Genomic DNA, 11,898 nt, shown 5'->3' on the forward strand with positions numbered 1-11,898 from the left:
CGTTGCGCATGAACCGTGTCGCAAACCGACAACGGCAACACCGGGTTTTGAACGAGCAAAGCGTCGCGCTACGCTTCGCCCTCGCCGAACACCTCGGCACAAAACGCGCGCCCCTCGTCCGACAGACTCGCCGTGCCGGTCCCGTCTTCGGCCTGCGTCGTCACCACCAGGCCGCTGTCCACGAGCGCAGTGAGTTGTCTGCGCAGTCCGCTCATCGGCACGCCGGCCTGCTTCGAGAGTTTCGCGAGCGACCACGCCCGGCCCTGAGTCTCAGGCCGCTCGTGCTTCTCGCACTCCGCGCGCCACAACTGCTCGAGCACAGCAATCAGCACCGGGTCGACGCCCGACTCGTCTGCGTCGTCATCGTCGCGCTCTTTATCTGCGTTCATCGTCTGTCTCCTCATGCCATCTTCGCGGCCATTTCGCCTAGCGTCTTCAGCGCGGCTTCGGTCTGCGCGTTCCATGGGTAGCTGTAGTTCAGCCGGATGTAGTGGTGATACTCGTTGCGCATCGAGAACATGTAGCCGGGCCCGATGGTAATGCCCTGCGCGAGCGCCGCCTGATAAAGCCGCATCGAATCGACGCGCGGCGGCAGTTCCACCCACAGCACGTAGCCGCCTTGCGGCTCCGAGGTGCGCGTGCCCGCCGGAAAGAAGCGCTCGACCATCGCCCGCATGAGCCGCGCCTGTTGCCGGTAGAAGCGCCGCACGCGGCGCAGGTGCCGGTCGTAGCCATCGTGGCGCAAGTAGTCGGCCAGCGCCACCTGGGGAACCGAGGGTGTCGTGAGCGTATTGAGGAACTTGAGCTTCTCGACCTGCGCGCGGTAGCGCCCCGGCAGCGCCCAGCCGATGCGGTACGAGGCGGAAAGGCTCTTCGAAAACGAGGCGCAATGCAGCACGAGGCCGCGCGTGTCGAACTGCTTGAGCGTGGAAGGCCGCGTCTGTCCGAAGTACAGCTCCTGATAAACGTCGTTCTCGATCACGGGCAAGTCGTGCGCCTCGGCAAGCGCCACGAGCCGCGCCTTGTTTGCGTCGGGCATGCGAAAACCCAGCGGATTCTGGAAGTTCGGCATCACCATGCAGGCCGCGACCTTCTGGCGCGTCAGCACGCGCTCCAGCGCGTCGAGGTCGATGCCGGTATCCGCGTGCGTGCTCACTTCAATGGCGCGCATGCCCAGACGCTCGATGGCGTGCAGCATCGCGTAGTAGGTCGGCGATTCGACGGCCACCGTGTCGCCCGGCTTGGCCACGGCTTGCAGGCTCAGGTTGATCGCCTCGGTGGCGCCCACGGTGATGACGATTTCCTCGGGATCGACGTTCACGCCGTTTTCGGCGTAGCGCCGCGCGATCTGGCGGATCAGTTCGGGGTTGCCGGGCGGCAGGTCGTCGATGAGGTTCCAGCTCGCATGGCGGCGCGCAATCGCGTTGGCGTACTGGTTGATGCGCCGCCAGGGGAACAGTGCCGGGTCCGGGTACGGCGAGCCAAGCGGCACGGCGTCCTGCGCGCCAATGCTGCGCAGCGTGGAAAGCACGAGCCGGCTCACATCCACGTTGGCGGGCATGGGCTGCCGCGGCGCGCTCGCGCGGCGCGGCTTGACCGGGGAGACGGCGTCCTTGCCCTGCGCGCCCTGTACGCCCGCCGCGCCGCGCCCTTGCGGCGCACCCACGCGCGCACGCACGAAATAGCCCGATTGCGGCCGCGACTCGATCACGCTCCGGCTTTCCAGCAGCGCATAAGCGCGCAGCACCGTCTTGATGCTCACGCCGTGCTGCTGGCTCGCGCGCCGAACCGAGAGAATGCGCTCGCCGGGGCCGAACACACCGCGACGCACGGCGGCTTCGATATCGTCGGCGAGTTGCTCGTAGCGGGTCACGTTCGGGATTGCGTTCAATCAGGCTAAGGGGCGAGGCCACGCGCGCGCGGCCGATCCCGGCAAGTCTATGACAAAACGCCGCAACTGTATCCCTTGCTTTTTGGTTTTTCTGTGATCTCCGGGGGCACAGGAACACAGTAGCCTTGAGTCATCGGGCAGACCGCCCTGGAAAACGAAAAGCCAACCGCATCATGAAGAAGCCGCAAGGTCGCATCGAGCCGTATCACCACCCCGCCGCCGGCTGGGGCGCGCTCAAGCAGGTCGCCATCAACCTGATCAAGGAAAAGGTGACGGGCGGCAATTACCGCACGCTGCTCAAGCAGAACCAGCCCGACGGCTTCGACTGCCCCGGCTGCGCATGGCCCGACCGCGAGCACGCTTCCACGTTCGAATTCTGCGAGAACGGCGTGAAAGCCGTGGCGGCGGAGGCGACCAGCAAGCGCGTGACGCCGCAGTTCTTCCAGGAGCACACAGTTAGCGAGCTGATGGCCCAGTCGGACTACGAGCTGGAGCAGCACGGCCGCCTGACCGATCCGCTCGTGTACGACGCGCTGCAGGACCACTACGTGCCGATCGAGTGGAACGACGCGTTCAAGCTGATCGCGAAGCACCTCAATGCACTCGACGACCCGAACCGCGCCGCGTTCTACACCTCGGGGCGCGCGAGCAACGAGGCCGCGTTCCTCTACCAGCTCTTCGTGCGCATGTACGGCACGAACAATTTTCCCGACTGCTCGAACATGTGCCACGAGGCCACGAGCCGCGGCCTGCCGGGCACGGTGGGCATCGGCAAGGGCACGGTAACGCTCGACGACTTCGAGCACGCCGACACGCTGCTCATCTTCGGACAGAACCCGGCGACGAACCATCCGCGCATGCTCGGCGAGTTGCGCGATTGCGCGAAGCGCGGCGCGACCATCGTCTCGATCAATCCGTTGAAGGAGCGTGGGCTGGAGCGTTTCGCGAGCCCGCAGCACACGCTCGATATGCTCTCGCCCAAGGGCGTGCAGATCAGCTCCGTGTTCATCCGCCCGCGCGTAGGCGGCGACTTCGCGCTCATCAAGGGCGTAGCCAAGCGCGTGATCGAACTCGACGACGAAGCGCTCGCGCAAGGCACGGAGCGCGTGCTCGACGTCGACTTCATCGCGGAGCACACCGTGGGCTTCGACACGTTCGCCGCCGACCTGCGTGCCGAGTCGTGGGACACCATCGTCGCCGAAGCGGGCGTGCCGATCGACGAAGTGCTCAAGCTCGCCGACATCTACGTGAAGGGCCGCGCCGTCATCTCGACGTGGGGCATGGGCCTCACGCAGCACAAGAATTCGGTGGCGACGATCCAGTTGCTGTCGAACCTCATGATGATGCGCGGGAATATCGGCCGCCGTGGTGCAGGCCTGTGCCCCGTGCGCGGCCATTCGAACGTGCAGGGCGACCGCACGGTGGGCATCGAGGAAAAGCCCACGCAGGCGTTTCTCGACCGCCTCGGCAAGGCCTACGATTTCGAGCCGCCGCGTGAGCACGGCTATGACGTCGTGGAAACCATCCACGCGATGCTCGAAGGCCACGTGAAGGTGTTCATCGGTCTGGGCGGCAACTTCTCGATCGCCACGCCCGACACGCCGCGCACGTGGGAAGCCATGCGCGCGTGCGCGCTCACGGTGCACGTGACGACGAAGCTCAACCGCAGCCACCTGGTTCACGGCCACGACGCGCTCATCCTGCCCACGCTCGGCCGCACCGAGATCGATCTGCAGAACGGCGTGCCGCAAGGCGTGAGTGTCGAGGACTCGATGAGCATGGTGCACATCTCCTACGGCATGAACCGCCCCGCTTCGACCAACCTGCTTTCGGAAATCGCGATCGTCGCGCGCATGGCGCACGCCACGCTCGGCAGCGACAAGGTGGACTGGCTCGACCTCGCCGCCGACTACGCGAAGATCCGCGACGGCATCGAAAAAGTGTTCGACGGCTTCGAGAACTACAACGAACGCCTGAAGCACCCGGGCGGCTTCCACCTGGGGGTGGCCTCGCGCGACCGCGTGTGGAAGACGCCCAGCAACAAGGCACAGTTCGTGGTGCACGCCATCGCGCTCGATACGCCCATTCACCGCGCGCGCGCCGAGCACGGTCCGCGGCTCATGACGCTCATGACCACGCGCTCGCACGATCAGTACAACACGACGATCTACGGTCTCGACGACCGTTATCGCGGCGTGTACGGCCTGCGCCGCGTGCTGTTCGCGAACCGCGAAGACATGACGATGCTCGGCTTCGAGCCGGGCCAGCATGTGGACATCACGAGCGTGTGGGACGACGGCATGGAGCGCCACGTCGAAGCCTTCATGCTGGTGGAGTACGACATTCCGCGCGGCTGCCTCGGCGCGTACTATCCAGAGACCAATCCGCTCGTGCCGCTGTCGTCCATTGCAGACGGCGCGGGCACGCCGACCTCGAAGTCGATTCCGGTGCTGCTGAGCCCTGCCGCGGCTACCGATCACGCCATCGCGGCGTGATGTCTCGTCTGAAGGCCCCGGCAGTGGCGCCGGGGCCGTTTTGCTTGCGCTGCGCTTAGCTCGCGAGCTTGCGGAACGTTTCGAGCACCGCTTCGCCCTTGAACGGCTTCACGATCCAGCCACGCACGCCGGCCGCCTTGCCGCGCTCCTTCATGGCCGGGCTGCTTTCCGTGGTCAGCATCACCACGTTCACGGCCGCATTCGCGAGTTCGCTGCGGATCTTCTCGACCATCGTGAGGCCGTCCATGTTCGGCATGTTCACGTCGCTCACCACGAGCTTCACGCCAGGGTTCGAGCGCAGCTTCGCGAGGCCGTCCTTGCCGTCCACGGCGGTGTCCACGTCCAGACCGTTCTTGCGCAGAAAGCCTGCCACTTCGTCGCGCACCGTGCTCGAATCGTCCACCACCAGAATCTTTGCCATGTTGTCCCTCTCTGTTGCGCCGCGTCGGGCGCGCATTTGATCAAAATAATTCGAGTTCGCCGCTGGCCTGCTCTTCAACGGCAGCGGCTGCGGCCTGCGCGGCCGTCTCGTCAAAGCGTTCGCGCGACCAGCCGAGGCTGAACACGAAACGCTGGTCGATCACCACTTCGCGGCCCGTATCCGGGCACGTGAGCCGATACTTGATGCATAGCTGCGGGTTATCCGAGCCAAATGACAGATAGCGCCGCCGATGATTGATGAGCAGCGGCACCTGCACCTGCGCGCGGCCCCAACCCGCCTCGCCGGCAGCGTGTGCGTTACCCAGATAGCGGTTGCGGAACGCTCCCCACACGAGATTCGTGAGTTCGGCGAGCACGCCATTCACGTCGCGGAAGTCGCTCGCTTCGTCGCGGCCCGCGCGCGGCGGCAGCAGCTCGATCAGCGGCGCCTCCTCGGTCTGCATGAGAAGCCAGCCGCGGCACCATGCGGTCTCGATCGGGATCAGCGTCAACACCTCGCCGAAGATGATGCGGTCGCGCACGATGCTCGGCGTGTCCCAGTTCACTTCGAGTCCGGCAAATAGGCCGCGCAGGCGTCCGAGCGTCATGTCGGTGATGCCGTCCACGAGCGGATCCGGATAGTCGTGCGAGAACACGTGCGCTTCGAGCGCCGCGACAAGCGTGGCAGGATCGCTGTCGTGCCAGCTGGCGCACGGCAGGCGGCGCAACGGCTCGGGCAATGCATCGTCCTGCTCGTTTGCTGCGCGCCGCAGCACGACGGGCAGTTCGGGGCGCTCCGCTTCCAGCGCGACGGCCACCGCCGCCGCTGCATCGAGCGAGCCGCCAAAGTCCTCGCCGAGCAGCACGCCGCCCAGATCGTAATGCGTCTTCAGCGCCGCCGAGAGCGCGTCCCGTCGCACCGGCACGCACACGCAATCGTGGGTGGCTGCGATTTGCGCGATCGCCTCGGCGCGCGCCGTGTCGCTTTCCAGCAGCAACAGCTTGCTGACTGGCTTGTTCGTGTTCATGTTTCCGTTCTCTGCCTTCAAAACAACTCGAGTTCGCCCGCGCTGTCGTGCACTTCGACCGCTGCGGTGCTCGCCACGAAATCGAGGGGCGCTTGCGTGCAGACGCACAGCGTGGCGCCGAGCCGAACGTCGTGATCGATCGTGAGCGCATACGATTGCACGTAATCCGGCTTTAGTTCGCGCAGATACGGCAGGCACCCACTGCTGAGCGCATAGGGCGTGGACATGCCGAGGTCGGGGAAATGCTCGACCAGCTGCTGGTTCATGGCTCCGCAGCACAGGTTGCCGAACTCCATGAAGCATTCGGTGAGCGCGCGCGCGGCGTCGCCCACGTAGTAGCGCTGCGTGCGCTCGTCATCTTCGAAGTGCAGCAGCAACAGCAGGCGGAACTGCATCGACGAAATCGTCAGCACGACCAGATGCTCGCCCTGGGGCGCGTCGCCCGCACGCGGCTCGATTTCGCAGCTGTGCTGCGCGTCGGTTACGAGACGCATGCGCGCCGCCGCGAAAAAGATCCGCTCGATGCTGTCCTTCGCGTGCGTGCCGATCATGCGTGCGCCCCGGCGCGCGTCGCTTCGAGCTGGTGATGCAGCTGCTGCGTCGACGCTTCCACGCTCGCGAGCGTCGCCGCGATCATCTTGCCGCCCGCCTGAATGTCCTGGAACGTCGCGGCCGTGATGAGGTCGTTGCGGTTCAGGCTGTCTCGGTAGCTCTTCGAGAGTTCCTGCGAACGCGTGGCGAGCGAACGCACCTCTCCCGCCACGATCGAGAAGCCACGGCCGGCTGCGCCCGCGCGTGCCGCTTCGATCGAAGCGTTGAGCGAGACGATCAGCACATGGCTCACGATCGACGACAGCTCCTGGTTCTTCTTGTGCATGTCGTTGTTCTGCGCCATCAGCGAGATCATCTGCTCGTGCCAGCGCTCGAACGTCGACGACATGAGCTTCAGGCGGGAAGCCTCGCTCGCGATGCGCGCCGCGTGCTGCATGGCGTCGTCACGCTGCGCGCGCTCGCCGGCGAGCGCCGCTTCGAGTGCGTCGGCCACGGACCGGCGCTGCGCGAGTTCCGCGCGCAGCGACTCGATCTGCGCAGCCAACCCCTCGTGTTCACGCGCGGCGTCTTCCTGCTGCGCCGCGTGCTGGGCCTGAGCCTGTGCAAGCACGGCCGCATGCGCGGCGTCCTGCGTGCGCGCCGCCTCACGTGCCTGCGTCTGTGCGCGCTTGCCCCACGCGACGGCCAGGCCGGCCGCCAGGGCGACGAGCGCCGCGCCTTCGATCAAATACGGTAAGACCACTTTCACCCCCGCCATGCGCTAGCCTGCCAGCGCTTCCTCTTGCTTTGCCTGCGTTGCATCCGTCATCTTTACGGCCCACTGCTGCGGCAAACGCACGACGGTCTGGAAATGCCGGTAATCGGCGCCCGCACGGTCATCGGTGAAACGCAGTTCGATGGCGCCGCCCTCGCGTTCGAGGAAATCGCGCACCGCGTCCATGCCCACGCCGCGGCCCGAGACTTCGGTCACGCTCACCGCGGTCGAAAAACCGGGGCGGAAAATGAACGCCGCGATCACGTCGTCGCTCACCGCTTCATACGCCTGCAGCCAGCCGCGCTCCACCGCGATGCCGCGAATGCGTGCGAGCGCGAGGCCGCGGCCGTCGTCGGCGAGCGTCAGTTGCAGCGCGCCGTTGTGCACGTTCACGTCGATGTCGATGTGACCCGACTCGTCCTTGCCGATCGCGCGCCGCTGCGCCGGCATTTCAATGCCGTGATCGAGCGAGTTGCGCAGCAGGTGCATGAACACGTTCTTCACCGTGCCGGCGGCCTCGCTGCGCAGGCGATAACCGTTGTCCGCAATCCGCACCACCGGTTCCACCTTGCCGAGTTCCTGGGCGAGCGAGGGCAGCGAGCCGGTCACACCCACGAGCGTATCGGCCACGCGCTCGGTGCCGATGGCGCGCAGCGTAGCGCGCAGTTCGGCGCGCATCGCACGCAGGGCCGGCAGGTCGTTGTCGTCGGTGCGATCGACGATGCGCAGCGTCTCTTCGATCGCTTCGCGTGTGACCGTGAGGCTCGCCGCGCCGTTTTGCGCGCCGGCCGCACGCGGGCCGCGCCCGAGGCTCACTTCGTTGATGCTCGAATAGTGCTCGAGCGCCGTCTTCACGCGCTCCAGATCGTCGATCAGTGCCTGCTGGTCCCACGTGTGGCTCGTGTCTTCGCGGCGCAAGGCGTCGTAGCGCTGCTCGACTTCGTGCACCACGCCCGTGAGATGCTGCAGGCTGTACGTGCGCGCATTGCCCTTGATCGTATGCATGTTGCGGAACAGCGCGGCAATCGCGCTCGTGTCCGCGCAGTCGTGCTGGCGAATGATGTGCTCGTTCTCGTGAATGAAGCTCGTCGAGCTTTCCACGAAGTGATGGAACTTCTCTTCGCTCACCGCGAGAATTTCGCCGATCATTTCGAGGCGACGCTTCTGCTCGCCCGCTTCGGCCGCGAGTTCGCGCAGTTCCGTCACGTCGCGCACGCAAAGCATGAGGCGCACGACCACGTCGTTTTCGTCGGTGATGGCCGACCAGCTCAGGTCGAGCACCTTCGCGCGGCCATCGGGCAGCGTGCGCGTGATCTCATTCACGAGCAGATGCTGATTGAAGGCGAAGTTCACATCGTCTTCGCCAAGGCAGGCGTGCACGGCGGCGTCGATCTGCGCGCGAGTGTCGGCATCGAGATCCGTATGCGAGAACACGAGGTCCATCAGCGAGCGGCCCGCAATCTCGTTCGTTTCGAAGATTGCCTCTAGATATGCCGAATATTCGTTGTGGATCGTCGCGCCTTCCACCACCGTGAGAATGCCCTGCTGCATGTTCTGCAGCATCGCCTGAATGTCGGCGGTCTTGCGCTTGAGCTGCGCGGAGCTCTGCTGGATCTTCTCGATCATGCCGTTGAAGGCGACGATCGAATGACCGATTTCGTCCATGCGGCCCACGGGCACGCGGCGCGTGAAGTCCTGGCTCGACGCGATCTCGCTCATCATGGCCTGCATGCGCGAGAGCGGCCGCGTGATCTGGCGATAGAGCAGCGCGCCGATGAGCGTGAGCAGCAGCACCGCGCCGCCCGTCACGCCCGCGATCGCGCTCGTCGTGGTGTCGAGCGTGCCGTTGAGCGTGCGGATCGCGTCGTCCTTCTGGCGGTTCTTTTCCACGCGCATCGTCGTGACGATGCCTTCGAGTTCATCGCGGTACTGCGCGACGTTCGCGAAGAGATAGGCCTGCGCGAGTTCGTTCTTGCCGCTCGCCTTCATCTTCGCGGTGTCGTCGATCGCGGAGAAGTAGTTCGCGAGGCTTTCCTGCGCCTGCGAAACCAGGCCTTCCTGCGCGTGACTCGCGGCGGCCTTGCGCTGCACGTCGAGCGCGGCGCGCAACGCGGCTTCCTTGTCCTTGAGTTCGTTTTGCGCGAGCGATGCGACCGTGGCGTCGGGTGCGTAGACGAGCGTCATGGTGGCGAGCTGCACGTCTTTCACGAGCGACACGAGGTCGGATGACGCGAGGGCGCTCGGCACGACACCCTGGGTAACCTGGCGGACGTCGGTGGCGCTGCGGCGGGCCTGCAAGGCCGCGTAGCCGCCGATGGCGGACAGCGCGACGAACATCAGGACGATGAGTAGCGTGATGCGGTGACGAATGGTCATGTCGAAATCCCCGGGCCTTCGTCGCGCCGGCTGCGCTATGGTTGCGCAGCTCGGCACACGTTGGCCAATTTATTCGCGGTGGATTATCGACGTTCAGGTATGACGAAATGATGACTACGCATAATTCGCCCGAGTGCACTGTGCGTTACACCACACTTGACGTTCGCTCTGCGTTGCGCATTGTCCGGCCACGCCGTGGCCCTCAGTCGGGCACGGCGGGGTCGTCGAGAAAGAGCACCATGAGTTCGTCGTCGGCGTACTCGCCGTCGATGCACAGGCCGCGCGGCTCGACCCCGTAGCGCACGAAGCCGCACGCGCGGTAGAGCGCCTGGGCACGGGGGTTCAGCACGCTCACCACCAGTTGCACCTGGAGCAGGCCTAGCGCGCGGGCATGAGCGATGGCTCCTTCCAGCAATTGCCTGGCGATGCCGGCGCCTCGCCATGCGGGATCGACAAACACGCCCCAAATCAGCCCCTTGTGCGCGAGCTTGCGGCGCGGCTCGCGCATGAGGCCAGTGATGCCGACGAGCGTGTCGCCCACGAATGCGCCGAATACGACCTGGTTCTCCGTGGCACGCACCCGGGCCCGGCTCTCTTCGGGCGTGCGCTTCGATTCCTCTTCATAGGTCGGGACGATGCCGGCGGGACAATTCTCGGTCGCGTATAAACGCATGGCATGAAACGCCTCGGCGTCCTGCTCGGTCAACGGGCGAATCGTTGCATTCGTTGGCTTCATCGGATTCATTTCGTTCATGTGCAGTGCGTGGCAATGGAAGGGGAATCACCCGCGCGAATCGAACTAGCCTATCACGTCCCCCCTGCCTGCTCGCGTTGCGCTAATATGGACCACCTGCGTCGCTCGATGCACGCAGCATCACTCCGGGGTCTCCTATGCCGCAAGTCACGACGTCCGACGCACAACCCTACTTCTGGCGCGACGCAGACCTGCCGTTCATCGAAGTGCGCGCCATCGCCGACGGCCGCAAGGTCCGCTACGGCCGTCACGCACACAGCACGTTCTCGATCGGCGCGGTCACGGGCGGGCGCAGCACCTACCTGAACGGGAGCACACTCTCGCATATCAGCGCGGGCGCGGTGGTGGTCATCAACCCGGAAGTCGTGCACGCCTGCAACCCGGCCGCGGACGAGCCCTGGGCCTACCGCATGTTCTATCTCGACACCACGTGGCTCGCGAATCTGCAACACGACCTGGGCTTCGGCGCGCACGAGGGCTTTCGCCCGTTCGAACAGACCTTGAGTTGGGAGCGCGATTTGTTCGACGGGCTCAACGCGCTCTATGCGTTGCTCGTCGACACGAATGAGTCGGCATTGCGCAAGGAATGCGCCGTCGTCGCCTATTTCTCGAGGCTCCAGCAGTCCCTGAATCCTGCGCCGGTCAGCGCACGCGAACCGAACGAGCGCCTCGCGCGCGCCGCCGAATTCATCGACGGCAACTACACGCGCACGCTCAAGCTCGAAGAGATCTGCGCCGCCGCCGATCTTTCGCCCTCGTACCTCATTCGCGCGTTTCGCGAGCAATACGGCATGACGCCGCACGCGTATGTCGTGAACCGGCGGATCGAGTTCAGCCGCGCACAACTGCGTCGCGGGCATGCCATTGCCGATGTGGCGGCGCAAGCGGGTTTCGCCGATCAAGCACATCTGCAGCGCGCGTTCCGCCAGTTCGTTGCCGCGACGCCTGGCCAGTATCGCGGCTAACGGAGCTGCCGTGCGTTCAGGCAAGCACTAGCCACACCGCACTGCCCGCCAGCAACAACGCCATCGCGCGGTTCACGAAACGCACCCGCGACGGTTCGCGCAAGGCCTGGCGCAACGACGCGCCCGCCCACGCCCAGCACGCAATCGACACATAGCACACCACGAAATAAATCGCGGCGAACTGCCAGACGAGCGCATTCTCGCCGGAAGCCGCATATAGGCCCATGCCCGCCACCGAGGCGAGCCACGCCTTGGGATTGAGCCATTGCATCGTGGCGCCCACCATCAGCGAGGGGCCGCGCGCCGCGCTCGGGGAGTCGATGCGGCCATCGTCAGCGGCGAGCCGGTAGGCGACGTACAACAGGAAAGCCACGCCCGCCCATTCGAGCGCGCGCGTGAGAAACGGCAGGCGCGCCAGCAATTGCTGCATGCCGAGACCGATCAGCAGCAGCAACAATGTGAAGCCCACAGTCGCACCGGTGACGTGGCGCAGGCTCGCGCGCAGCCCGTAGCGCGCGCCCGCGCTCAGCGCGACGATATTGACGGGTCCGGGGGTGATGGAAGTGGCCAGCGCGAAGGCGGCCATCGACAAGGCAGTGCTCACGGTTTTCCTCGTTACGCCCATGGGCGATCAACAAGCGTCGAGGGTAGACGCGCGCGCCG

Annotated in this window: 11 protein-coding genes; 2 read left to right on the top strand and 9 right to left on the bottom strand. The window is 65.5% G+C overall.

All coding sequences use genetic code 11. The features are described 5' to 3' along the window. Positions 1-68: 68 nt before the first annotated feature. Complete coding sequence (locus AB4Y44_RS05905) at positions 69-389, bottom strand: ArsR family transcriptional regulator (protein ID WP_324160490.1); 321 nt, start codon at positions 387-389, stop codon at positions 69-71. 11 nt (positions 390-400) lie between these two features. Then, positions 401-1,873, bottom strand: a complete 1,473-nt coding sequence (locus tag AB4Y44_RS05910; protein ID WP_368698959.1) for a PLP-dependent aminotransferase family protein — start codon at positions 1,871-1,873, stop codon at positions 401-403. 191 nt (positions 1,874-2,064) lie between these two features. On the opposite strand from AB4Y44_RS05910, the gene AB4Y44_RS05915 reads away from it, so the two are divergent. After that, positions 2,065-4,386, top strand: a complete 2,322-nt coding sequence (locus AB4Y44_RS05915) for an FdhF/YdeP family oxidoreductase (RefSeq protein ID WP_368698960.1) — start codon at positions 2,065-2,067, stop codon at positions 4,384-4,386. A 55-nt stretch (positions 4,387-4,441) separates the two neighbouring features. On the opposite strand, the gene AB4Y44_RS05920 is transcribed toward AB4Y44_RS05915, so the two are convergent. The 6 genes from AB4Y44_RS05920 to AB4Y44_RS05945 form a co-directional block, all read right to left on the bottom strand. Beyond that, the gene (locus AB4Y44_RS05920) at positions 4,442-4,807 is read right to left on the bottom strand and encodes a response regulator (RefSeq protein ID WP_342919197.1); all 366 of its coding nucleotides are present in this window, start codon (positions 4,805-4,807) and stop codon (positions 4,442-4,444) included. 40 nt (positions 4,808-4,847) lie between these two features. Next, entirely contained in the window at positions 4,848-5,834 is a 987-nt protein-coding gene (locus AB4Y44_RS05925) for a chemotaxis protein CheX (RefSeq protein ID WP_342919196.1), read from the bottom strand. A gap of 17 nt (positions 5,835-5,851) precedes the next feature. Beyond that, positions 5,852-6,385, bottom strand: coding sequence for a hypothetical protein (locus AB4Y44_RS05930; RefSeq protein WP_368698961.1), 534 nt, complete (start codon positions 6,383-6,385; stop codon positions 5,852-5,854). Further along, entirely contained in the window at positions 6,382-7,128 is a 747-nt protein-coding gene (locus tag AB4Y44_RS05935) for a methyl-accepting chemotaxis protein (RefSeq protein WP_368699034.1), read from the bottom strand. The genes AB4Y44_RS05930 and AB4Y44_RS05935 overlap by 4 nt, the downstream gene beginning before the upstream one ends. Positions 7,129-7,146: 18 nt before the next feature. Further along, positions 7,147-9,516, bottom strand: a complete 2,370-nt coding sequence (locus AB4Y44_RS05940) for a HAMP domain-containing protein (protein ID WP_368698962.1) — start codon at positions 9,514-9,516, stop codon at positions 7,147-7,149. A gap of 202 nt (positions 9,517-9,718) precedes the next feature. After that, positions 9,719-10,252 carry an N-acetyltransferase family protein gene (locus tag AB4Y44_RS05945; protein ID WP_368698963.1) on the bottom strand — a complete coding sequence of 178 codons (534 nt, stop codon included), beginning with the start codon at positions 10,250-10,252 and terminating at the stop codon, positions 9,719-9,721. Positions 10,253-10,407: 155 nt separating this feature from the next. On the opposite strand from AB4Y44_RS05945, the gene AB4Y44_RS05950 reads away from it, so the two are divergent. Further along, entirely contained in the window at positions 10,408-11,235 is an 828-nt protein-coding gene (locus AB4Y44_RS05950) for an AraC family transcriptional regulator (RefSeq protein ID WP_368698964.1), read from the top strand. A 16-nt stretch (positions 11,236-11,251) separates the two neighbouring features. Here AB4Y44_RS05950 and AB4Y44_RS05955 read toward each other — a convergent pair whose 3' ends face one another. Further along, positions 11,252-11,839, bottom strand: a complete 588-nt coding sequence (locus AB4Y44_RS05955; protein WP_368698965.1) for a LysE family translocator — start codon at positions 11,837-11,839, stop codon at positions 11,252-11,254. Between the last annotated feature and the right edge of the window lie 59 nt (positions 11,840-11,898).

It is taken from the genome of Paraburkholderia sp. BR10937, from assembly GCF_040965695.1.
GTDB lineage: Bacteria > Pseudomonadota > Gammaproteobacteria > Burkholderiales > Burkholderiaceae > Paraburkholderia.